We start from the raw sequence: 24,195 nt of genomic DNA, 5'->3' as shown, positions 1-24,195 counted from the left end.
TATGATATGATGTAACAGATGTACAATTGAAGGAGTGAATGAACGATGGCTTTGAAAAAAGTATTAACGATTGCAGGATCAGACACAAGTGCAGGCGCGGGGATGCAAGCCGACTTAAAAACTTTCCAGGAGTTAGATACGTACGGCATGGTCGCACTTGCAGCAATTGTCACAATGGATAAAGAAACTTGGTCACATGATGTGAGCCCTATCCCATTTGATGTCTTCAACAAACAACTTGAAACAGTCATTAGCGTAGGTCCGGACGCGGTCAAAACAGGTATGCTCGGTAGCGAAGAAATCATCCAACGTGCCGGAGAAGCATACACAGAATCAGGCGCAAAAAGTTTCGTCGTAGATCCCGTTATGGTATGTAAAGGTGAAAATGAAGTGCTTAACCCGGGAAATACTGAAGCGATGATTAAGTATTTATTACCAAAAGCAACTGTTGCAACACCAAACCTTTTTGAAGCAGGTCAATTATCAGGTTTAGGTACGCTAAAATCTATTGAAGATATGAAAAAAGCAGCGAAAATCATCCACGAGCAAGGTGCACAACACGTGGTGATTAAAGGTGGTAAAGCGTTAGATCAAGATAAATCATACGACTTATATTATGATGGTAACAAATTCTATCAACTTACAACGGATATGTTCCAACAAAGCTATAACCACGGTGCAGGCTGTACATTTGCAGCAGCGACAACAGCCAACTTAGCGAACGGTCAAACACCAAAAGAAGCCGTGATTAATGCCAAAGCGTTCGTAGCTTCTGCCATTAAAAACGGTTGGAAAATGAACGATTTTGTCGGCCCTGTTGATCATGGTGCGTCAAATCGTGTTGAACAAATTGAAGTTGAAGTGACAGAAATTTAATTTTCTGAGCACGCGGATTCAAATGTGATTTCGCTCATTATCATAAGCATGACTCAAACCTTGATGTATGGTACTGTTGAGCCCAGTTATCTCGCTCACAGACAGGACATCAAGGTTGTTTTTTGTTTGATGATGGGCCAATGGCATTGTGCTCCTACGTCTCTTTGACCTCTATGACAAGTTTTAGCTGTTCATCCATTCCGAACACTTGAATTTGCATGTTGTCGCGGTACCAAGTGACCTGTTCATCGACAACAATCGGATTTTTATAACGTACGGCGATCGGTTCAACTGCTGCTTTGACACATATACGTTGCACAACGAGTTGGCCTGGAACAATATCCGTATGTATCGGGTTCGTGTCATTCACCAGTGCTAAATAGTGCTGCACGTCTTCTGTTGAAAAATGCATCATGCTGCCCTCCGACTAACAAAAGTTTGTATGATACGACAATGGCATGTGTCGCCTTGCTCGAATGATAACGTCATTTGATAACATTGAAATGCCTTGATTTGTTGGACTTTCAACACTGCCATCGTCACTTGATAATGCACGCCTACTTTTAAAGGGTGATGTGCTTCCATTTCTGTCGCTACAAGTTGAATTGCCGTCTCTTTAAACGGTTGAAATAGCGAAAAAAGTGGCCATACTCGTGCAGTCATGAATAAAGGGACAGTAGTCGTCTGTGGCATATTAAAAAATTGCTGATAACGCTGCACCTCTTTTTCGTCAAAACAGTAATCTTTAACTTCACGGTCGCCAACGTTCAAACAGCGCTGCATTGCCCATACCTCCTCCAATCCCCATTGTCGCAATCGTGCTTTGTGCATCTTTCATGTAAAACAGACGGGTCACTAAAATCGCACCACTCGCACTATATGGATGTCCGATCGCAATCGCACCCCCATAACGATTCAGTTGCGTCTCTTGAATATTCAACGCACGTGCAGATGCTATCACTTGCGCACTAAAAGCTTCATTCAATTCTACAGCATCAATTTGGTCAATCGTCTGTTGTTGGCGTTCCAAAATACGCTGCACGGCAGGTACAGGGCCCATACCTAAGACGTTCGGGTCTACTCCTTCAATCGCATAATCCACAAACATCAGACCTTCTGACATACCGAGTTCGCGTGCTTTTTGTTCAGACATAACCACAACTAAGCAGGCGCCATCATGTTTGAGGCAACAATTACCGACCGTCACTGTACCACCTTCACGTAACGGCTTTAATCGTGCAATGCGTTCATACTGAATATCCGGTTTGACACTTTCATCTACTGTCATTTGCTGACCTTTCACCATTAATGGCAATATTTCAGCTGACATCACACCCGTCGCAATCGCTTCACTCGCACGGTGATGGCTTTGAACTGCGAAACGATCTTGATCTTCACGTGATACATCATACTGTTCTGCCACATTGTCTGCCGCTTCAATCATACTCGGATCTTGACCCGCTGGCGCAAATGGGGCACGATCATAAAATGTTGGAGGTACCGTTGGATAAAGCGATGTCGGCTTTTCCATTTTCCAAGGTGCACGACTCGTACTTTCGACACCTCCTGCAATGTAAAAGTCTCCCGCACCACTTTCAACAAGTCGACTTGCCAAATGAATCGCTTCAAGGCCCGAACCACATTGACGATCAACCGTGAGACCTGGCACAGACACATCTATCCCTGCCTCGAGCAAACTTTTTCGCGCAATATTGCCGCCTTTACCAACAATATTACCGAGAATGACATCATCCAAATCATTGAGCGAGCAAGGTAATGTCGCTTCAAAATGTTCGAATAACGGTTTGAGTAGATGTTCAGGTTCCCATTTTTGAAGTTGGCCGCCATATACTCCAATTGGCGTCCGTTTTGCTGCAACAATGACTGCTTTCTTCATTGAAAATCGCCCCTTTCATAGTAAGTTTGCGCCATTTTTCGTGAAACTTTCCCACTCGCAGTATATGGCAATGATGTGACGCGAATGAATTTGGAAGGTATTTCATATCTCGATACACGTGATGACAGCCAGTGGCGAATTGCTTGAACGTCCACCTGCTTCGGGCCAGTGTAAAGGGCAATCGCTAACTCACCTAGCTTGTCGTGTGGACGTCTTACGATGATCGTATCTACAATTTCTGGCCATTGCTTGAGGTGTTGTTCAATCACAGCAGGATACACATTCCTCCCACCAATAATCAAACGATCTTTGACACGACCTTGTAAATACAGCACATCTCCTTCAATCCGAGCGTAATCACCTGTCGCTATCCATTCATCTACTGCATCCTCACCGAGATAGCCTGAAAATGTCATCGGGCTTTTCACAAACAATTGTCCGATATCGGCATCGTCTCGTTCTCTCAAAGTCACCGTCACATTCGAAAACAAGCGACCCACAGAATCGAGGGGTGCAGTTTGATGACGATTGACACTAATAAAGCTCGCTTCCGAAGTGCCGAAAAACTCATCAATCGTACTTTCTGGAAACACTGTTTTAAGTTGTGTATGACGACTGGGTGGTAATTTGTCCCCAGAAATAAAAATGTGACGTACCCACTGTGACTGTTGTCCTAAATGGATGCCATCGTAGACCATTGTTGGCACGAGAAACAATGCACACGTTTGTTGAAGCTTTGCAATATACCCCAGACCTTTTGCCATATCATATCGATCTTGCCCCATAAACGTTTTGCCATTCCATAATGCATAAATCATGACGTATAACGTTAACGAATGGGCGTACGGACCGAGTGCCATATACGTCTGTGTCGAGTAATTTAACAATGTATCATTCACCTCAAAGGAAGCCATCCATGACGGTAAATCTCTCATAAAGCCTTTCGGTAAACCTGTCGTACCTGATGTAAAACCAATATGTAACAATTGCTGAATCGTCGGCGCTTCATGTGAGGGTTCATATGAAGTAGACGTCAAGCCTTCATCTCCCCATATATAAGGCATACGGTGTAATCGAATAAGCGCATCACGTTGTTCCGTTGACCACTGTGGCCCGAGCACACACGGCACACCTTGACGTACGAGCACTGCTAAATAAGCCACAATAAAGTCCGCCGTTTGGGTATGCATCAACATGACATTTTGATGCGCCATAGTCGTGGGTAACAGTTCACTTTCCTTTTGGACATCTCGCCATAAGGTTTCATATGTGACGGTCTCGTCGTCCACCCAAATCGCGATATGTTCCGGCCTTTCTAATGCATAGGTTTCAAGTCGCTTTAACAATTCCAAACTTCATCACACTACTTTTACAGTTTTGCTTTATTTTAACATAGCACGCACTTTCCACATATGCGAACTTCAATGATTATCTGTATAATATCATCGCACATCATGCCAAATGCAATACCATGAGAACGCATCCTTATTCGTGTATTTCCATATGAAAAGGCCGGGTCATCGTGAAATGCCCAGCCCGTTAAAATGATTCAGTTATTATAAATAATATTTATCAACGACTTTTAAATCATCTGTCAATTCGTAAATCAGTGGTGCACCTGTTTTAATTTCATAGCCGACGATATCTTCATCTGATACGCCTTCTAAATATTTAATCAAAGCACGTAATGAGTTCCCGTGTGCAGCGACTAATACTGTTTTACCGGCGAGGAGTTCTTGAGAAATTTGGTCGTTCCAATATGGGATCACACGCACCAAAGTATCTTTCAAACTTTCAGATTCAGGCATCACGCGTCGATCTAATAATTCGTATTTACGATCTTTTAAATAGCGCTCGCGTTGTGCTTCATCTTGTGCTGGCGGCGGTGTATCGTAGGATCGTCTCCAAATATGTACTTGTTCTTCACCAAATTGCTGACGTGCTTCATCTTTATTTAATCCTTGTAAACCGCCGTAATGCCGCTCATTCAAACGCCACGATTTAACAACGGGTACAAAGAGTTGATCAGACTCATTTAATAAATGAAACGTTGTCTTAATCGCACGCTTCAATAATGAGGTAAATGCAATGTCAATCTGAATTGCTTGTTCTTTCAATTTTTTCCCGGATGCGATTGCTTCATTGTGACCTTGTTCGGATAAATCGACGTCTGCCCATCCTGTAAATAAGTTTTCAGCATTCCAGACGCTTTGTCCGTGTCTACATAAAATAAGTTTTGGCATGTTTTACCTTCTTTCTATGTCGTGAACGCCAGTGTCGCAACATTTGTTGATCAAAAATAGACGTTCACGTACTTATCATTGAACTAACAAACTCACTTACCTTATTTTATAAATTGATTATAACAAGTTTATTATGCTTTTTCATGATACCAACATGATAACATTTGACTATATTGAGTCATTTGCTCCCTCGCTAATTCCAAAGAAGGGATGGAATATGAAATTTTTTGATGCTGAGGATGCAGTATTTTGTTTAACTTGCTCTCCCTATGATTCCTGGTTTTTGATTGCCTTCATGGCTTCGCTTTCCGAGGGGCCCTTCAACTAAATTCGGCTTAATTGAAACATACATGAGAGGGAAGTCGAATTGGATTCTCCGGACCAGCTGATCCCTCAGGAGTCTCAGCCTTCTTGGCAATCTTACACCCAACACAGTCACTTAGGGCAAGTTTATGAAATAAAGACAATCCATAGCATCAATTTTTGTACGCCATTCACCCTCATTTTCCGATTGCTTTAAAGTTATTAATGAATCATAAATTTTGGAATGGATTAAGGCTTAAAATTTTCTATATTTCAATCCCTTCATCACGTACCAATTGAATGGTTTTAGAAGCGAGTGTTTCTACAAAGTGTGCATTATGATCAATTACAATCATGGTTGGTCGTGATTTTGCCAACATGTCAATCAGTTGGTCCACAACATAGAAGGCCAGATAGTTGGTCACTTCATCCCACATCAACAGACTGTTTTGCTGAATGAGTGAATGCGCAATCAACACTTTTTTCTTTTCGCCATCACTCCAGCCTTCCGAATGTCGCGTCGCAAACTTTCTCTTATCGATTCCCTATTGATAAAGCAACTGTAGAAATTTCTCCTTTTGAGGGTGCGGTAAACATTGAAACCACTTGAAGTATTCATGGGACTGTACCTCATCAGATGAATCTATTTCATGAATCATTGAGATTGCTAATACATCAATTCTATATACCACGCTTCAATATTACACAAATATAGAGATATAACGAAACGAACAGAATCTTCAGGAATTTTACCGCAAAAAAGCAGGGTGATGCGCCCCTGCTTCCGTCAATATTTTCTTTTTCTATCGCTGTCTGACCTCATTTTGATGTGCTAACAACGTATATGTCGTTTCAATATAAGGAATGTGAAGTTGATGCTTTTGACCTTGTCTGTAAATATAACCTTGAATCGCTTCAACTTCTGTCACGCGTTCGTTCATCGTATCATAATACATGCTCGTCGCACTTTCATCAGAAAAGATGCGATACGCCGCAATGACATCTTCTACAAATGAATCTTCGTACGTAATCCCTTCCGCATTAGCGACTTGCAAACCTTCTTTAAGCAAGTTTTTACATAATTCCAGCATACGCTCGTCTTTCAACAGGCGTGCTGTGTCTCGACTTAATGCAGTCAATGTGTTCATACCGAGGTTGAAAATCAATTTAAACCAAATCGCCTTCTCAATATTTTCTTCAAGTTCTAACGTAAGTTCTGTCGTTGAAATGGCCGCTTTCAATTGTTCAGTGAACGTATCTTTCTTCAACTGAATGCGGTAATCCTTGTCATGTCTCACTTTGTCCTCTTGTTTTTCACCACTAATGTAAACGACAGCTTGATAGGCATCATAGCCCTCTAATTTCGGAAGTAAGCCACTACCATTTTGTGCTAAAATGACTTTCGATTGCGCGTGTGTGATGGTTTTCAGTTGTGGTAAAATCGTATCTATTTGATGAGTCTTCACCGCAATAAACACGACATCGAACGTCGTCGTTACAGATGACAATGCTTTGACAGGGATACTTTTACGTTCTCCTGTGTCGCGCTCTTCAAATGCCATCATTTTATCTTCTCTACCTAACAATGTCACATCGATGTTATCCAATGCCGAAGCGATCGCTGTGCCTACCGCTCCCGGACCAATGATTGCTATTTTCATCTCGTTCATCCTTTCAACCGCAAAGTTTTAATGCCATTTCTCGTCCTTTTATACATAACTCAATATATTCTTTTTTTATTTATAAGTAAAGCGAGTTGATTGTGTGTTTCCAACGTCGTGTCGCTCACATTTCTTCTTTAGCTCTTAAATCGACACCATCGTTTTCCTTTCAATCTTTCCATCTATTCAAAAAAGCTAGTCCCTACATTTTACTGTAGAAACTAGCTTATTCAGCGACTTTAATCTGTCATTTTATTCAATTCACTCTAAATTCGCATGATTGTTTTGCATCGTTGTCTCATCGACATTCCATGCGGTCATGAAGTCTAACACGACACCATCTAACATCAATTGTGCACTTTGTTCAAACAAGCTGCCGAGCGGTTGTTCAGAACCTTCAGCTTGATGTTTCGTGCCAGCTGGAAGGACGAGCGTCACTGCTGCCAATTCCCCGATTTTAGAATCTGCTGCTGTCGTGACTAATACGATTGTAGCACCGACTTCATGCGCTTTATCGGCCAATAATTTTAAATGCGTTGTCGAACCTGAACCTGAAATAACAACGAGTACATCATCTTTTTGAATGGAAGGTGTCGTTGTTTCGCCGACGACATGTGCTTTTTTGCCAAGTTGATTCAAACGCATCGCAAAACCGTTCGCGACGAAACCTGAACGGCCTTTGCCTGTCACAAACACCGCTTCTGCATCAGATACAGCGTGTTCAAATTGCGCTATCGCTTGGTCGTCCACTTGTGATAACATTTGTTCGATCTCACGGTGAATCAGTTCAAACTGCTGTTGAATAGCCATGTTATTTACCTTCAATCGCTTCACGGATTTGTTTAGCCGCTTCACGAGGATCGTCAGCGTTTGCGATACCGCCACCGACGATAATTAAATCCGGGCCTTCATCCGCAACTTCTTTAACTGTTTCTGGTTTAATCCCACCAGCGACAGCGATTTTAGCGTTTTTGATGACTGATTTTACTTTTCTTAAGCTTTCTAACGGTGATTGCCCTTCAGCTTGTAAGTCATAACCGATATGCACTGCGATATAGTCTGCACCTAATGCGTCAATTTCTTTTGCACGTTTTTCTAAATCTTGAACAGCAATTAAGTCGACCAGTAATTCTTTACCGTGTTTGTGCGCTTCTTCCACCGCATTTTTGATCGATGCATCTTCAGCTACACCTAAAATTGTGACCACATCTGCACCAAATTTCACAGCTTGGCTCACTTCATAGTCTGCCGCGTCCATAATTTTTAAGTCGGCTAATACTTTGACGTCTTCATCTTTCACGTTATCTTTTAAATGTTGAACAGCAGGTAAACCTTCATTAATCACGATAGGTGTCCCAATTTCAACAATATCGACATAATCCGTTACTTTTTTCGCAAGTTCTGCAGCGTCTTCTTTATTTAATAAATCAATGGCTAATTGTAATTCCATGATTCCATCAATCCTCCGTCATGTTTTGTCTCTCACAGTTGGTGGATTCCCCTTTCTAAAAGAGATTAAACATGTCGGATTTCTAATTCAACACTGCTTATTTGTCGATTTCAGGCATTGCCGCATCATCTACAAACACTTCAACATGGGGGTGACGATGTAAAATCGTAGCTGGCACATCTGTTGTCACTTCTTGGCTCATTAAATGACGAATAGCTTCACGTTTTTGTTCACCAAACGCCAACAAAATAATACGTTTCGCTTTCATAATGGAACTTAATCCCATTGAAATCGCTTGTTTTGGCACATCATCTATAGAATCAAAATAGCGACTGTTCGCTTTAATTGTGCTCTCAGTTAAATCCACACAATGCGTTAAACTTTCAAAAGGTGTCCCCGGTTCATTAAAGCCGATATGACCATTTTGACCGATTCCTAAAATTTGAATATCTAACGGTCCGCCTTCTTCTAATAACGCTTCATAACGCTTTGATTCCGCTTCAATATCTGCCGCTTCACCATTTGGCACGTGAATATTTTCAGCAGTAAAATGAGGATATGCGCCAAATAACACATGCTTCATATATTGGCAATAACTTTCCTTGTGATCAGAAGCTAAGCCAACGTATTCATCGAGATTAAACGTTTCCACTTGAGACACGTCGAGTTGATTTTTTTGGAGTAATTCCACTAAATAGTCATACACTTTGACCATTGTACCACCCGTCGCCAACCCTAATCGACTGTCTTTTTGGTATAACATTTGTTTAAATAATTCACTCGCAACATAAAAAGATGCGTTCGCTTCACTGCCTAAATTAATGATTTTCATCGTGCTTATTCCTCCTCAATCATTTTCACAAAGCGTTTTGTAATGTCGCGTGGTCTCGTAATCGCACCACCAACGACTGCTGCATACACGCCTAAATCCATCACTGTTTTTAACATTTCTGGTGTAATGACATTGCCTTCAGCGATCACTTTTTGAGATACGTTCGCTAACACGTCTTTCAAAAATGCAAAATCATTCGCGTATAACACTTGGCCCGTCGTTTGTTCTGTATAGCCGTGTAACGTTGTGCCGATATAGTCAAAACCGAGACGTTCCGCATTTTTCGCTTCCTCTACCGTCGCAATGTCTGCCATTATTTCGACATGGGGAGCTGCTTTACGAATGTACTGTACTAACGTTTCTAAATCTTCAGCAGGGCGTTCGCGCAATGTCGCATCCATCGCAATGACTTCACAGCCGCTTTCTAATAGTTCATCCACTTCTTTTTGTGTTGCGGTAATAAAGACAGAAGAATGGTCATAGTCCCGCTTCACAATACCAATGACGGGCAAATCCACCTCTTCTTTAATTGCTAAAATATCTTCTTTCGTATTCGCTCTAATTCCCACAGCGCCACCTTGTTGAGCAGCTAACGCCATTTTCCCCATAATAAATGATGAATGGAGTGGCTCATCTGGTAACGCTTGGCAAGATACGATTAATCCTTGTGATAAATTCATCTAATGACTCCCTTCTAATTGCTCTTCTACTTCATTTTTAATGGTCGAAACGTGAGGTCCATAGACAATTTGGACACCGTTTCCTTTTTTAATCATTCCTTTAGGGTCGGTACTTCGAATCAAGCTTTCATTTACTTTTTGTGTATCTTTTAACGTGACTCTCAGGCGTGTCGCGCAACAATCGACTATTTCGATGTTTTCGCGGCCACCTAAACCTTGAATAATGGTTGTTGCACGTTCATTCGTTTGTACACTTTGTTGTGTTGTCTCATCTTCGCGCCCAGGTGTTTTAAAGTTAAATATTTGAATGAGCACTCTAAATATCACGTAATAGAGAGCGAACCAGACGAGACCGATTGGAATAATCCATAAATAATTCGTCTTCGCTTGGCCTTGTAGAACACCGAACAAGATAAAATCAATAAAACCACCACTAAACGTCTGTCCTACCGTGATGTTAAAAATGTCTGCCATCATAAACGCCAAGCCATCTAATAACGCATGAACAACGTAAAGTATTGGGGCAACAAATAAAAAGCTAAACTCTAACGGCTCAGTGATACCTGTTAAAAAAGACGTTAAAGCTGCAGATAACATTAAGCCCCCTACTACCTTTTTACGCTCAGGTTTTGCTGTATGATATATCGCAAGTGCCGCACCAAGTAGCCCAAACATCATCGTAATAAAACGGCCCGACATATAACGCGAAATACCTTCATAATAATGTGTCGTTGTTGGGTCTCCTAATTGAGCAAAAAAGATATTTTGTGTTCCTTGAATGAGCTTGCCGTTCAATTCGAGTGAACCTCCGAGTGCGGTTTGCCAAAATGGAAGATAAAAAATGTGATGTAACCCGAAAGGCCCTAACATTCTTAATATGAAACCGTATAGGAACGTACCTATCACGCCGGTTTGTTTCACAAGTTGACCTGCTCCCATAATCGCATGTTGAAATAACGGCCAAATAAAGAACATCACCAAACCTAATACAATAGAGGCAAATGCTGTCACAATAGGAATAAAACGTGAACCACCAAAAAAGCCTAAAAACTGTGGCAGTGTGATTTTGTAGTACTTGTTATGAAGCATTGCCGTCATGATACCGACGATAATCCCCCCAAATACACCTGTCTCTACAGTTTGAATGCCTAGTACCATCCCTTGTCCCGCTTTCGCTAATTGGTCAGGTGCTGCCATTTGGTTAGTAATCGTTAAGAGCCCGTTCATGGTCGCATTCATAATTAAAAAGCCCAACATCGCTGCTAACCCCGCAGTGCCCTTATCCGCTCGTGCTATGCCGACTGCAACACCTATCGCAAACAATACCGATAAGTTTTGAAACACAATACTGCCAGCTGACCGCATCAATACAAACAAATGTTGCAACAATGGGATGTCTAAAAATGGATACGCTTCGATAGAGTTTGGATTACTCAGTGCGCCCCCAATACCAAGTAATAGTCCCGCTGCCGGTAAAATCGCAATCGGTAGCATAAATGACTTCCCAAATTGCTGTGCTTTATCAAAAAATGTATTCAATTTTGCCACCCTCTTTTTCCCTATTCACTTTCAATATATCACTAAGAAAATTTTCGTCAATAAAATACGTTGTTTTGGAAATTATTTTCAAATATACTAAGTTTAAAAGGAGGATGACGATGAAAATTGAAAATCGTATTCAACAAAATCAACATCTTTTCACGAAAGTCGACCAACAAATCGCTCAATTTATTTTATCGCTTGATGATGATACGAACTTAGGTGCCATTCATCACTTAGCTGATGCGATTGGTGTGTCACCTTCAAGTATTACACGCTTTGCCCATAAATTAAATTATGACAGCTTCCAATCGTTTCGTTTCGCAATCCAACACGAACTGCAAACTGAACCGATTCACAATAGTCCTTCCATACAAATTTTGCATCAACATTATCGTTCAATCATGGATCACACTGGCGAATTTCTCGTTGAGGATGATTTGATGTACCTCGTCAATACGATTCAACAAAGCGACAAAATCATTTTCATCGGTATTGGCAGCTCTGGATTAAGCGCACAAGAATTGTACTTTCGCACTTCTCGCATGGGATTTAATACCCTGGCCATTACGGATGCGCATTTAATGACTGTGATTGGGCATATGTGTCAGGGCAATACCACCATCGTCGCATTTACGAATAGTGGTGCCACGAAAGAAATTATGGACAGTTTGAGTCACGGTCGTGAAAATGGCGCGACAATCATAGCCATTTCTCATTTTCGAACACCCGCACTTGAACAAAACTGTCATCGCATCATTATGACGGCTGATCGTAATCAAACACATGATGCTTATTTTATTAATTCTCAACTCGCCAATCACTTTATTATTGATTTATTGAGTTATTACCTACTCCAAGATGAAGCGCGGTTGGCACATTTCACATCGAGCTACCAACAACTATTATCAAAAAGAGCGGCCGCGACATATTCGGCGCATGATTTTCACCGTCTACAAGATTAAACTGAGCAGAGGTATATTAATTTGGACTCTTTTTTAGTAAAATAGATAGATAATCATAATCAGGAAGGCAGTGAGTCTTTTGCAACCGATTACAGAAGAAGCGGTACAAGCATTACTTGACGAATACGCAAATCAACCTGTCTATCTCCACGTTGAAACGACAAATGGCGCTTATGCCAATCACTTCGATCAACGTGTGTTTAATGCAGGTACTTTTTTAAGAAACATCCAAGTCACTTACCAACATGCACAACTTAAAGGCGGACAAAAAGACCCTTACCGTGTAGGACTGAAGCTCGGCGAACATAGCTGGGTCTATGTTCAAGGTTTAACGCATTATGAAGTGACTGAAGACGGTATGTTTTTATTGGCAGGATTCAATTATGAAGGACAACTTGCGGCAGCACTTGAAATGAGCCACAAGCCTTTTAAAGCATAGAAAGGAGTAACGATAACTATGACAACAGAAAGCCATATTCTTGTCATCTTCCCACACCCGGACGATGAGACATTTTCTTCTGCAGGGACGCTTGCACGTTATGTTGATGAAGGTGTGCCAGTGACGTATGCATGTCTGACACTCGGGCAAATGGGACGTAATCTCGGCAACCCACCTTTCGCCACACGTGAATCACTGCCTGATATTCGTGAACGTGAGCTTGATGACGCTATGAAAGCAATTGGTATTACAGATTTACGTAAAATGGGCTTGCGTGATAAAACAGTAGAATTTGAACCCGTGGAAGAAATGGATGCGATGGTGCAATCACTCATCGATGAAACACAACCTTCCACGATTATTTCATTTTATCCAGGTTTTGCTGTACATCCTGATCATGAAGCAACAGCAGAAGCGGTCGTGAGAACTGTCGGTCGTATGGAAGTTTCGCGTCGTCCAAGACTGCAATTAGTCGCATTTAGTAATGATGCTGTTGAACAATTGGGCGAACCCGATATCGTCAATGACATTTCAGCTTATCGAGACCGTAAATATGCCGCATTTGAAGCACATCGTTCGCAAACGGGACCTTTCCTTGAGCAACTTGCGAATCCACAAGGTCAAGCTTCAGGCGTGCCTAAAGAAGCCGCAAACTTTTTAACAACTGAAACATTTTGGACTTATTCATTTAAATAAATAACGTATTGCACATGCATGTGACATTTTAGTGGAGGAAGATACATGACTGAATTCGATTTATCGACACGTGAAGGTCGTTGGAAGCATTTTGGTTCAGTAGATCCGATCAAAGGAACGAAACCGACAACCAAAGATGAAATGACCGACCTTCAAAGTACACATAAGAATTTTTTGTTTGAAATAGAAGAAGTAGGCATTAAAAATCTCGTGTACCCCGTATGGATTGATCAATATCAAACCGCTGGGAACTTTAGTTTTTCAACAAGCCTTAACAAAGACGAAAAAGGCATTAATATGAGCCGTATCTTAGAATCTGTAGAAGCAGAATATGACAACGGGATTCGTCTTGAGTTTGATGCATTAACACAATTATTAAACCAATTGAAAAGTCGCATGAAGCAGCACAGTGCTGGTGTAGATGTGAGCGGTAAGTGGTTCTTTAATCGCTATAGCCCCGTTACACAAATGAAAGCAGTCGGTAACGCCGATGTGACTTATGGTTTAGCGCTAGATAATGAAGCAGTGACTCGTAAAGAAATCACGATTGAAGCCGCTGTTACAACTTTATGCCCTTGTTCAAAGGAAATCAGTGAGTATTCCGCACATAACCAACGCGGTATCATTACAGTGAAAGCGTATCTCGATAAAACGGCAACACTTCCAGAAGATTACAAGGAAGTCATTTTAGATGCAATGGAAGCCAATGCAAGCTCCATGTTGTACCCGATTTTAAAACGTCCGGACGAAAAGCGCGTGACAGAACGTGCCTATGAGAATCCGCGTTTTGTGGAAGATTTAATTCGTTTAATTGCGGCTGATTTAGTCGAAGTCTCATGGTTAGAAGGCTTTGACATTGAGTGTCGTAACGAAGAATCAATTCATCAACATGACGCATTTGCGAAATTGAAATATCGAAAATAATGGGATAGCCCTCAGTTCCTATGATTTTTGGATTTTGACTGCCCTCACGGCTTCCCTTTCCTAGGGGCTGGTCCTTCAACTAAATTCGGCTTGATTGAAGCATTACATTAGATGGAAGCCGAATTGGATTTTGGGAGCAGTACAGAAATCTCATGTGTAACAAAGATTTTGTAGTACTGCCCCCGCAAGGCTGACTAGGCTTCTCAAAAGCGAGCGCATTGAGAAGTCAGACAGCTACTGCGATAAACAGCAACCACTATTAAAGTAAAGAAGTGACTGTTAGCAGTATGCACTTATTCCCTCAGGAGTGTCAGCCTTCTGGGCAATTTTACAATATACACAATGAAAATGAGGGCAAGTTTATGAAATCAAGAAAAACAATATCATCAATTTTCATGTCCAATTCATCCTCATTTTTTGACTATTTTTTTATCATTAATACATCATAAAACCATGATAAAGACTGGGAAAACCAATATCCCAGTCTTTTCCTATTTTAAACAGTAATCATCAATACAATAAACTTGCTTCTATCGTTGAATACCTGAAAGTAAGTTGATTCGCGACTAGCTCACTTTCTCATTCAAAACGTTAAGGTCAATCACACGATCAGCTTGTTTAGCTTGCTCAATATTATGTGTGACAAGTACGATGGTTTTATTATCGTGATCACGCAACTGTCGTATGAATTCGAACGCGATGTCTGCGAGTTTTGGATCAAGCGCACCAGTCGGCTCATCAGCTAAAATGATGTCTCCTGGTTTTAAAATCGTTCTCGCTACCGCTACCCGTTGTTGCTCACCACCCGATAAAGTATTAATTTTATCATTCAATAATGCATCAATTTCAAGTTTCTGTAACACTTGCTGAATTTTGTTGATCTTCTCTTTCTGGCTGATTTTGACATACTCCAACGCCAGTAATAAGTTGTCTTTAACCGTCATATCAGAAATCAGTGCATAGGATTGAAATAAATAATTAATTGTATGTCTTCTCAATTTTGTCGCTGCAGCTGAGTTAATGTTGGGAATGGTCTGATTGTAAATTTTGACTTCACCCGTTTCTATCGTTTCTAAAAGCCCTATCATATTGAGCAATGTTGATTTCCCACAACCTGATTTCCCAACAATGGCTACAAATTCTCCTTGATGAATATCAAGTGAAAAATCACGGATAATTGTTCTACTTCCAAATTTTTTCGTTATATGATTGATTTCAATTGCTTTCATTATCATTTCTCCTTAATTGTAAGAAGTAATTGTTTAATATCATTGCGCGACATATACAGGTAAAAAATGAGTAACTGAATCACGCCGTAAATTGTAATGGACACAACACCTGATGTCGATGACCAGAATAAAACGGCAAGCATATCCACCACCCATATACTGACTATCAAAATCATCGGAACTTTATACATTTTAAAGAAATTGAATCCTAAAAACTTTGAAATATAAAGGCGTTCATAATGAGTCAGTCGGTACACATAGGCTAATGAGATGAGTAAAAGAATGGATAGCACCAACGCACCAACAATAAAACTACCAAACCAAACGATGGTTTCTGCTAAGTCTTTTTGAAGTCCATCAATAAAGATTTGAATAGGAACAAATTTGGGTTCATTGTCTGCTAAATGATAGGGTTCCAAGTAGCTTTTTGCAGTATATTTTTCTGCTGTTTGTCGATCCTTAAATTTAATATAGCTGTTCAAATCATTACTTCTCATGCTTTCTGATTGTAAGTAGTTCATATTTTCTGGCGTAATGATATAAATAATAGGATTCTTTACCATCACTTCATTGTTCGGCGTATTGTTCCAACTAAATATTTTTTGCTCAAAATGGTACGTCACAAATTTAAAACGATTTTCCTGATTAAAGGCCGTCGTAATATCATTTTCATTTCGTTCAGTTGACTCACTTTCTTTAATCCATTGTTCAAACTTTTCTTTCTGTTGTTTCGTGTAAGTATCAGGTATTAAAAACACCTTTGTACCGCGCTCAGCAGTATCGATGTATTGCTGTGCTACATTGAGTTGAATCTCCTTTAAATAATTGGGTGAAAAAGTCATATACCAAAATGGCTTTTCTGGTACATTTTCATAAATCGCCTGCTGTCGATAATATTCAAGCAAGTCTTTATCAAAATATTCAGAATGTGCAATGAATACGTTAGCATCTTTGACAATAGATTGATACCAATGATAAATGTCACGATCTAAAGCATTAGATTTTCCAGTTATCGTTGAAAGATCTTCCCCTGTCTGGATATCTTTTAATGTATAGTAATGAGAAACACCTTCCCATTGTTTGGCAATTCTAAAATTTTGTACGACCTCTTTCATTGGTTCATCTAAACGAACACTACCGAATACCAGCAAAACACTTAGAAGTACATAACCTAACGCGCCCATCCCATAGAGTGTACGATGCGGCACTTTCCCTTTAATTGCATCTACTGGCTTCATTGAAAACACCGTAAACACCGCTATGCTAGTCATGAAGAGTATGAGTGTTAAATTGATTACGCCACCTAAAAAGAAATAAGACAAAACTTTTAATGTAATCGAATACCAACCACTCATATACCATAAAATAACTGCAAAGACCGGAATAATCAGGATTGAAAACACAACAAATTGACGCAACACTTTATTCGCAACTGCCCATTTTGACCACCCTAAAAGCGTTAAATGCCCTAAATTTTTAAGGTTCGCTACTGTAACAGCAATAAATAATATGAGCACTGCTAACATAGTCATGATCAATAAACATGACAACACAACCGTGACTGTATTGTCCATTTTAGCAACGCCGCCATTGACCGTTGTCAAAGCCGTTTCAGATTGATGTGTTACTACAGACAACGCTTTGATCAACTGATTGAATTGCTGCTCTGAACCATAAACTGTATATGTGCCATTGATACTTTTTGTCGTATTGATGTAAGTCTGCAAATTGACAATAGAATGCTTTTTAGCAAAGTAAGGCGTATTGAATTTTTTAATATTATTGATAGAACCATTAAAATCTCCAATCGTTGCTTTTTCATTTTTACTATTCAATAATTTTTTGATATCTATTTGAGACATAATTTGATGATCATACAGTTGAATTTCTGGAAATTGTTCCGCTTTACCTGTTACACCAATCAATTCATGCTGCGTCTCTTCATCAACTGTCGATGTCAGAATCAAAAGTTCAGGAAATTGTTTTAATACATCCATGACATTTTCTTTTTGCTCGATGGTGATACGATTTAAATAAAACTGATGCTGATCCGCCGAATTCTGTATCTCGTCCCATTTTTCATCATACACGTCACCTAATCGAAACGTTGTCATCATCAAAATAATGATGGCTTGAATAGCGACTAATGCAAAGATGAAATACCGTATCTTTCCTACTAATTGTATATTTTTCATTTATCTCCCCCTCTTTGTCCGTCATCATATGAAGCGTTTCCACTTATTATAATACTCAAAAGCGATACGAACGTAAAATTATTTAGTTTTATTTTGTATGTAGTATTACAAAACTCTTTTATTGGCATGCAGCACAATAAAAAAAGTGCAGGACAACGAAACCTTTAAAACAAGATTTCTGTCCTACACTTTAAACATTCATTTATTTATTTTCGTTTTATTCTTCTTTCCCCAATGCACGGTAGATGGCTTTTGCGACACCACTGTTTTCATTCGAATCTGTCACAAATGTCGCAATGTCTTTCAATTCTGGCAAGGCATTTTCCATTGCGACAGCTACACCAGCACGTTCTAACATAGATTTATCATTTAAGTTATCACCCACAGCCATCGTATCCGCCATATCGATACCGAGTTGGTCGGCAATGGCTTGTAAGGCTAGACCTTTTTGTGCATCGATATGTGTAATTTCAATGTTCCCGAGTGAAGAAGAGGAAACTGCTAAATTACTACTTTCTGATAATTGCTTTTTCACACGTTCAATTTTATCTAAATCTTTATCATATGCTAAAACTTTCATAATCAGTTCGCCTGGTACAGATTCGATATCATCATAATTATCAACGACTTTTAAAGTACCAAGGTCAATACGATGTTGGATATGTTGTCTAATTTTCTCTGCATCGCCTTTTTGACCTGAATGTTTCGCAATGTCTAAATATATGGCTAAGTCTTTCTCTGGGTCTTCTGTGTAAATACCAAAATTCGTATAGACTTGATAATACATATTTTCATTGTTTAATGTTTCGCGAATGCGTTGATACAATCCATGGTTCAAGCTCGACGTATGGACGATATCGAAGCTTTCATCGCGCACTTCCGCACCATTCAAACAAATATACGGTACCTTTAAACCTGTAGCCATAATCGGATCATTCGCCTCGTAAAATGCACGTCCTGTCGCAATGACCACCGTCACACCTTGAGACTGGGCATATTGAATCGCCTCGACATTTTCTTGTGATACTTCATGAGCTGCATTCAACAACGTCCCATCCATATCTGTTGCTATCAGTTTAACCATCTCAATCCCTCTCTCATTACTTTTCTTTAATCCATTGCCTCGTTTAAAATATAATCTCATTTTAACAAAGTTATAAAGGGAAGTACCGTAAAATGAATTCATGTCACACTTTTATCATTCACATATGTAGAGAAACCATATCATAATGACTTAATTTTTTTGTCGTTTTTTGTGCAAACGTAACGCTTTAAAAAATTGGCGTAAAATTTCACCACAAGAATAAGCCAACACACCCGTCACAACAGTTGCACGATGATTCATTCGACTGTCTTGAACGAGATTCATCAAACTACCGACACAGCCCCCTTTTGGATCCATCGCACCAAAAACAACCGTATCGACACGACTCATCACAATCGTACCTGCACACATCACACACGGCTCTAATGTCACATAAAGCGTGCAGCCTTCTAATCGCCATGTCCCTAAAGCTTCTGCAGCGCGCTCCATAGCCAAATGTTCTGCATGTGCGGTTGGACTTTGATCCGTTTCTCGTAAATTATGCGCACGTGCTATTATTTTTTCATTTTTGACAACGACCGCGCCAATAGGAACTTCGCCTTTTTTAGCAGCTTCCCTCGCCTCCTCTAGCGCAATTGACATATAATATTGATGACTTGTCATACAGAATTAGCCTCACTTATGTTAAAATTTTTAGTACTGGTTAAAATAAATGATATGGAGCGAAAAATATGAAAAAACCATTTATCGCAATTGAAGGTCCGATAGGCGTTGGCAAATCTTCATTAGCACATCAGTTGAGTCAATCTTATCACTTTTATGAAGCGAAAGAAATTGTCGGTGAAAACCCTTATTTATCAGATTTCTATACTGATATTTCAAAGTGGAGTTTTCAAACTGAGATGTTCTTTTTATGCCATCGTTACAAAGACTATCAAGACCTCGCAGAACATACTGATGGCATTGTCAGTGATTATCATATATATAAAAACAAAATATTTGCACGCAATACATTGAACGATACAGAATACGATAAATTTTCAAGAATTTATGACATTTTAACTGAAGATCTCATCTCACCGGATTTCACGGTCATTTTAGATGCAGATTTAAGCGTGCTCAAACAACGTATTGCGAAACGTAATCGTAGTTTTGAAGCCCATATTGAAGACAGTTATTTACTGAAACTCAAAGAAGACTATGCGAATTACTACAATTCTTTAAAAAATGAAGGACATGCGGTGTTGTGGATTGATACGACAAACCTTGATTTTGTCCAAAATGAAGCAGATTATGCGTATGTATTTAATCAAATTAATGAATTAATCGGAGGCCATGAACATGAATCAATATGATATACCGTCAAATGCTATTATTACCATCGCCGGGACTGTTGGTGTGGGAAAATCATCTTTAACACGTGCAATCGCTGAAAAACTCAATTTCAGAACATCCTTCGAAAACGTCGAGCATAATCCATATTTAGATAAATTTTATCATGATTTTACACGTTGGAGCTTTCACCTGCAAATTTATTTTTTAGCTGAGCGTTTCAAAGAACAAAAGCGTATGTTTGAATATGGTGGCGGCTTTGTCCAAGACCGTTCGATTTATGAAGATGTCGATATTTTTGCGAAAATGCACGAAGAACAAGGTACAATGTCTCCTGAAGACTTTAAAACCTACTCTAACTTGTTTGACGCGATGGTGTTGACGCCTTATTTCCCTAAACCTGACGTCCTCATTTACCTCGAATCCGATTATGATACCGTGATTGAACGTATTCAAACACGTGGCCGTCAAATGGAGATTGAAACAGATCCTGAATATTGGAAAATGTTATTCCAACGTTATGATGATTGGATTAATCAGTTCAATGCGTGTCCAGTTGTCCGCGTGAATATTAAAGAATATGACTTATTTGATGATCCTGATTCAATTGATGTCGTGTTGAAGAAAATTGAACATGTTATCCATACTTATAGACAAGTCGACCAACGTTCATAAAGATTTGGATGAACAGGTCTGTAGCGATGACACACTGAGGCGCTCCTCACTTTTGCCATCCGTTATTCTGCAGCATCGTATTGGGGTGTTGTAGTATTATCAAGTTAAGCACTTTTACAATCAACAACCAAAATCGCAAAATGAACAGGCTGGAAAATTCTCCGGCCTGTTTTTTATGCGTATGGTTTGAATGTGTATCTCACGACTTACGAAATGAAAGTATGACTTTTCCTCTGTCATTTCGCTTTGGGTAACACGTCTTCTAAAAGCCCAACATGGTCAATGACGACATCTGCCGCTTCAAACGCCGCATCTTCCCCTAAGCCTGTACGTACGCCTACATTCAGGGCACTCCCCATATTTTTGCCGGTCATCATATCATTATCTGTATCGCCCACCATAATGACATCTTCTCCGCGCACACCAAGTTCCCATAGTGGTTGAAGCAAACGAATGTCTGGTTTTTCATACTGGCCATCATTTGTCGAGATAACCATATCAAATGCATCGGTTAATTGCGTTTTTTCAAGAAATTGTGTCACGCCTGTATGATTATCACTCGTTACGATACCTAACGCATAGCCTCGTGCCTTTAAACGTTGAATTAATGCCGCCACGCCTTCATACAATTCAATTTCAGGGACGCGTTGACTGATTAAAGTTTGACTCCGTTGTGCGGTCCAATCCGCCACGTCTTCATCCGTAAACTGTTGAAAGACCGCAATCAAATCTTTCAGCGTTCCTCCATTCATCACGCTATCCTTTTCAAATCGACCGTCCTTAATACCAATCGCCCGATACACGGCTTGTCGATCTTCAAGTTGAAAATGGTCACATACATCATTCACGAGTTGAATTCCAATTTTCGTCCAACTTTCATCAAAATGAATCAATGTCCCATCTTTATCAAATAATATCCATTGGCTTGAAATCATTTGTATGCCTCCGTTCATCTTATTTTCTCTTTATATCAAACAAAAGTGGTAAAAGTCGCTCCGTTTTCTTTTAATAAGGTACTTTCATGAATCATTGTATCACGTGCTACTATTTCTTATGTTACAAAACTTAACTTCCATTGCAAATAGCCGATTAATATTTATTTATTTTTCACAAACAGTTAATAATCATTTAATTTTTTTATTCTATAAATGATGTAAAATATAACAGAAGGAGTGATGAGTATGAAAAAACTAAAAAGAAAAAAACGCTTAACATCACTAGTATTAGCCACTACGATGCTTTTAGGTATGATGAATACTGGCATTAGCCATGCTGCTTCAGACCAAAATCAACCGGAACTAAAATTAGCGACGCACAACGTTTATATGCTTTCAGGTCTCCTCTATCCGAATTGGGGACAAAACAAACGTGCAGATTTAATTTCAAAATCCAAATATATACAAGATAATGATGTCGTGATTTTCAATGAAGCATTCTATCCCTCTTCAGCCAATCAATTATTCAATAACTTAAAATCATCCTATCCGTACCAAACGCCAGTACTCGGTCGTTCATATTCAGGATGGGATCGTACGGAAGGCCATTATTCAAGTACGACTTTTGAAAATGGCGGTGTTGCAATCGTAAGTAAGTATCCAATTAAAGAAAAAATTCAACACGTTTTCCGACATGGATGTGGTTTTGACAACGATAGTAACAAAGGGTTTGTATATACAAAAATTGAAAAAGATGGGAAATTTGTTCACGTAATCGGTACACATACACAATCTGAAGACTCTCGCTGCGGCAGAGGTCAAGACAGAGCGATTAGAGCTGAACAAATGGGAGAAATTCGTGACTTTGTGAAAAATAAAAACATCCCTAAAGATGAAGTTGTTTACATTGGCGGCGACATGAATGTCAATAAATATGGTAACAATGGTGAATTCCAAGACATGTTGAAAAACTTAAATGTCAATGACGTCCTTTACGCAGGTCATTCAAGCACATGGGATCCTAAATCTAACTCAATTGCTAAATACAACTATCCTAATAGTGCACCAGAATATTTAGACTATATTTTTGTAGATAAAGATCATCGCCAACCCGGTCAATTGATTAATGAAGTCGTAGGTGAAAAATCACCAACTTGGGATGTTTACAAATTCCCTTACCTCTACGTATATAACGACTATTCTGATCACTATCCAGTCAAAGCATATAGTAAATCATAGCAGTCATTCTTAAAGACAATAGTCATATTTTTGAATCACTAGCTTTAAAATTTAACCTATGCTTCCCCTACAAAGAAACAAAAATTATAACATATCGACTTAAAACCGAGGCTTTCGTGATCCATTACGAAACGTCTCGGTTTTTTTTATGAATTTCAAAACTATACTTCGCTAATCGTCAAACACTGTTTAAAACGTCACACCATCAAATAGCACTGTCAAACAAAATAGAGCGCACTTTCACCATCAAGCTATTATCCATTCTAAGCGCACGTAAAAAACTAGAAACCCTTTCAATCAGGATTTCTAGCTTTTGATGTTCATTAATTCCACTCAATTAAAACGATGTGAAACTTTATTTTCAAATTCTTCATGAAAGTTATTATATAAACCAGATTGCAGTAAAACTATAATAGCAGTATTTTTACTAACATTTTCTTGTTGCATATATTTATTTATTTGCTTGTCTATATCTGATGGCAAACGTAACGTGAGTCTTGTTTGTTCTTCAGTTTTTTTAGTAATTGGTTCTGGTATAATTGTACCTACATTTAAATTTGCTTCAAACCAATCTTTTTTTATTGTTAAAAGGTCATTAACAGCTTTTATTTCTGAATCACCAGTACCAACAAGGCCATCCAACTCTTCATATTTAGCTATAAAATATTCACTACCATCATAATCTGTATCCTGCTCTACTTTTAACGTATAAGGCAATTTTAAATAGTAATTTAAATCTTTCATGCTATCACCTTTTCTAAATCTTTTAGTAAAGTTTCAATATGCTATTTGCGTATAGGATCTGTAATATTAACTGTTCTCACAGGGATTTCTTTATATAAGGGATGCCTATACATAATATGTCCAGCCTTACCTCTATGATTCATTATCTCAAAACCGTACTTGCTTAGTAGAGAAATAAAATCTTTTTTATTCACATTTCTTGGGTTATTTTTTATTTTCTCTAGTATTTTATCACGTTTAGTCAAATAAGTACCATCATCCTAGCGTCACCTATATACCATTTCATTAATAGCTGT

At 39.2% G+C, this 24,195-nt stretch carries 27 protein-coding genes; 8 read left to right on the top strand and 19 right to left on the bottom strand.

Annotated elements, in window-relative coordinates; genetic code table 11:
* Positions 1-45: 45 nt before the first annotated feature.
* Positions 46-876, top strand: a complete 831-nt coding sequence (thiD, locus tag CD138_RS03575) for a bifunctional hydroxymethylpyrimidine kinase/phosphomethylpyrimidine kinase (RefSeq protein WP_019168995.1) — start codon at positions 46-48, stop codon at positions 874-876.
* A 154-nt stretch (positions 877-1,030) separates the two neighbouring features.
* On the opposite strand, the gene CD138_RS03570 is transcribed toward thiD, so the two are convergent.
* The 12 genes from CD138_RS03570 to CD138_RS03515 all read right to left on the bottom strand — a co-directional run bounded on the left by CD138_RS03570 (position 1,031) and on the right by CD138_RS03515 (position 11,436).
* Positions 1,031-1,291: a hypothetical protein gene (locus CD138_RS03570; protein ID WP_241520311.1), complete on the bottom strand. Its 261-nt coding sequence runs from the start codon at positions 1,289-1,291 to the stop codon at positions 1,031-1,033.
* A complete protein-coding gene (locus tag CD138_RS03565; protein WP_019168997.1) occupies positions 1,288-1,659 on the bottom strand; it encodes a VraC family protein in 372 nt (123 codons plus the stop codon). The genes CD138_RS03570 and CD138_RS03565 overlap by 4 nt, the downstream gene beginning before the upstream one ends.
* Positions 1,628-2,773: a thiolase family protein gene (locus CD138_RS03560; protein ID WP_019168998.1), complete on the bottom strand. Its 1,146-nt coding sequence runs from the start codon at positions 2,771-2,773 to the stop codon at positions 1,628-1,630. The genes CD138_RS03565 and CD138_RS03560 overlap by 32 nt, the downstream gene beginning before the upstream one ends.
* Positions 2,770-4,125 carry an AMP-binding protein gene (locus tag CD138_RS03555; RefSeq protein ID WP_258026489.1) on the bottom strand — a complete coding sequence of 452 codons (1,356 nt, stop codon included), beginning with the start codon at positions 4,123-4,125 and terminating at the stop codon, positions 2,770-2,772. Before CD138_RS03555 ends, CD138_RS03560 begins: the two co-directional genes overlap by 4 nt.
* Before the next feature lie 204 nt (positions 4,126-4,329).
* A complete protein-coding gene (locus CD138_RS03550; RefSeq protein WP_019169000.1) occupies positions 4,330-5,016 on the bottom strand; it encodes a 2,3-diphosphoglycerate-dependent phosphoglycerate mutase in 687 nt (228 codons plus the stop codon).
* A 569-nt stretch (positions 5,017-5,585) separates the two neighbouring features.
* The gene (locus CD138_RS14620; protein WP_241538844.1) at positions 5,586-5,756 is read right to left on the bottom strand and encodes a P-loop NTPase family protein; all 171 of its coding nucleotides are present in this window, start codon (positions 5,754-5,756) and stop codon (positions 5,586-5,588) included.
* A 366-nt stretch (positions 5,757-6,122) separates the two neighbouring features.
* Positions 6,123-6,980, bottom strand: coding sequence for an oxidoreductase (locus CD138_RS03540; RefSeq protein WP_019169035.1), 858 nt, complete (start codon positions 6,978-6,980; stop codon positions 6,123-6,125).
* Between the two features lie 261 nt (positions 6,981-7,241).
* Entirely contained in the window at positions 7,242-7,790 is a 549-nt protein-coding gene (gene hxlB, locus CD138_RS03535; RefSeq protein WP_019169036.1) for a 6-phospho-3-hexuloisomerase, read from the bottom strand.
* Between the two features lies 1 nt (position 7,791).
* Complete coding sequence (gene hxlA / locus CD138_RS03530) at positions 7,792-8,430, bottom strand: 3-hexulose-6-phosphate synthase (RefSeq protein ID WP_019169037.1); 639 nt, start codon at positions 8,428-8,430, stop codon at positions 7,792-7,794.
* A 97-nt stretch (positions 8,431-8,527) separates the two neighbouring features.
* Positions 8,528-9,262, bottom strand: a complete 735-nt coding sequence (nagB, locus tag CD138_RS03525) for a glucosamine-6-phosphate deaminase (protein ID WP_019169038.1) — start codon at positions 9,260-9,262, stop codon at positions 8,528-8,530.
* Between the two features lie 5 nt (positions 9,263-9,267).
* Positions 9,268-9,942: an N-acetylmannosamine-6-phosphate 2-epimerase gene (locus CD138_RS03520; RefSeq protein WP_019169039.1), complete on the bottom strand. Its 675-nt coding sequence runs from the start codon at positions 9,940-9,942 to the stop codon at positions 9,268-9,270.
* Positions 9,943-11,436: a PTS transporter subunit EIIC gene (locus CD138_RS03515; protein WP_373364638.1), complete on the bottom strand. Its 1,494-nt coding sequence runs from the start codon at positions 11,434-11,436 to the stop codon at positions 9,943-9,945.
* Between the two features lie 164 nt (positions 11,437-11,600).
* Here CD138_RS03515 and CD138_RS03510 point away from each other — a divergent pair, with 164 nt between their 5' ends.
* The 4 genes from CD138_RS03510 (at position 11,601) to folE2 (ending at position 14,505) form a co-directional block, all read left to right on the top strand.
* Entirely contained in the window at positions 11,601-12,446 is an 846-nt protein-coding gene (locus CD138_RS03510; protein ID WP_019169041.1) for a MurR/RpiR family transcriptional regulator, read from the top strand.
* A 79-nt stretch (positions 12,447-12,525) separates the two neighbouring features.
* Positions 12,526-12,885, top strand: a complete 360-nt coding sequence (locus tag CD138_RS03505; protein ID WP_019169042.1) for a YojF family protein — start codon at positions 12,526-12,528, stop codon at positions 12,883-12,885.
* 18 nt (positions 12,886-12,903) lie between these two features.
* On the top strand, positions 12,904-13,581 hold the full coding sequence (gene bshB2, locus CD138_RS03500; protein ID WP_019169043.1) for a bacillithiol biosynthesis deacetylase BshB2: 678 nt from the start codon (positions 12,904-12,906) through the stop codon (positions 13,579-13,581).
* 45 nt (positions 13,582-13,626) lie between these two features.
* Entirely contained in the window at positions 13,627-14,505 is an 879-nt protein-coding gene (gene folE2, locus CD138_RS03495) for a GTP cyclohydrolase FolE2 (protein WP_019169044.1), read from the top strand.
* A 566-nt stretch (positions 14,506-15,071) separates the two neighbouring features.
* On the opposite strand, the gene CD138_RS03490 is transcribed toward folE2, so the two are convergent.
* The 4 genes from CD138_RS03490 to tadA all read right to left on the bottom strand — a co-directional run bounded on the left by CD138_RS03490 (position 15,072) and on the right by tadA (position 19,637).
* A complete protein-coding gene (locus CD138_RS03490) occupies positions 15,072-15,734 on the bottom strand; it encodes an ATP-binding cassette domain-containing protein (RefSeq protein WP_019169045.1) in 663 nt (220 codons plus the stop codon).
* A gap of 2 nt (positions 15,735-15,736) precedes the next feature.
* Positions 15,737-17,929, bottom strand: coding sequence for a bacteriocin-associated integral membrane family protein (locus CD138_RS03485; protein WP_019169046.1), 2,193 nt, complete (start codon positions 17,927-17,929; stop codon positions 15,737-15,739).
* A 217-nt stretch (positions 17,930-18,146) separates the two neighbouring features.
* On the bottom strand, positions 18,147-19,013 hold the full coding sequence (locus CD138_RS03480) for a Cof-type HAD-IIB family hydrolase (protein WP_019169047.1): 867 nt from the start codon (positions 19,011-19,013) through the stop codon (positions 18,147-18,149).
* Positions 19,014-19,163: 150 nt separating this feature from the next.
* Positions 19,164-19,637 carry a tRNA adenosine(34) deaminase TadA gene (tadA, locus tag CD138_RS03475; RefSeq protein WP_019169048.1) on the bottom strand — a complete coding sequence of 158 codons (474 nt, stop codon included), beginning with the start codon at positions 19,635-19,637 and terminating at the stop codon, positions 19,164-19,166.
* 68 nt (positions 19,638-19,705) lie between these two features.
* On the opposite strand from tadA, the gene CD138_RS03470 reads away from it, so the two are divergent.
* Both CD138_RS03470 and CD138_RS03465 read left to right on the top strand, forming a co-directional pair.
* Entirely contained in the window at positions 19,706-20,329 is a 624-nt protein-coding gene (locus CD138_RS03470) for a deoxynucleoside kinase (RefSeq protein ID WP_019169049.1), read from the top strand.
* On the top strand, positions 20,316-20,981 hold the full coding sequence (locus CD138_RS03465) for a deoxynucleoside kinase (protein ID WP_019169050.1): 666 nt from the start codon (positions 20,316-20,318) through the stop codon (positions 20,979-20,981). The genes CD138_RS03470 and CD138_RS03465 overlap by 14 nt, the downstream gene beginning before the upstream one ends.
* 236 nt (positions 20,982-21,217) lie before the next feature.
* On the opposite strand, the gene CD138_RS03460 is transcribed toward CD138_RS03465, so the two are convergent.
* Entirely contained in the window at positions 21,218-21,934 is a 717-nt protein-coding gene (locus CD138_RS03460; RefSeq protein WP_238310436.1) for an HAD family hydrolase, read from the bottom strand.
* Between the two features lie 228 nt (positions 21,935-22,162).
* On the opposite strand from CD138_RS03460, the gene sph reads away from it, so the two are divergent.
* Entirely contained in the window at positions 22,163-23,155 is a 993-nt protein-coding gene (sph, locus tag CD138_RS03455; protein ID WP_019169052.1) for a sphingomyelin phosphodiesterase, read from the top strand.
* Positions 23,156-23,488: 333 nt separating this feature from the next.
* Here sph and CD138_RS03450 read toward each other — a convergent pair whose 3' ends face one another.
* Together CD138_RS03450 and CD138_RS03445 are read right to left on the bottom strand one after the other, a co-directional pair.
* The gene (locus CD138_RS03450; RefSeq protein ID WP_019169053.1) at positions 23,489-23,899 is read right to left on the bottom strand and encodes a type II toxin-antitoxin system HicB family antitoxin; all 411 of its coding nucleotides are present in this window, start codon (positions 23,897-23,899) and stop codon (positions 23,489-23,491) included.
* A gap of 41 nt (positions 23,900-23,940) precedes the next feature.
* Positions 23,941-24,144 (bottom strand): PH domain-containing protein, encoded by a 204-nt coding sequence (locus CD138_RS03445; protein WP_019169054.1) that lies wholly within the window; start codon positions 24,142-24,144, stop codon positions 23,941-23,943.
* Positions 24,145-24,195: the final 51 nt, after the last annotated feature.

It is taken from the genome of Staphylococcus intermedius NCTC 11048, from assembly GCF_002902385.1.
Taxonomy (GTDB): domain Bacteria; phylum Bacillota; class Bacilli; order Staphylococcales; family Staphylococcaceae; genus Staphylococcus; species Staphylococcus intermedius.
Note: the sequence above shows the minus strand (reverse complement) of the source record. Positions and strands in the feature narration are given on the sequence as shown.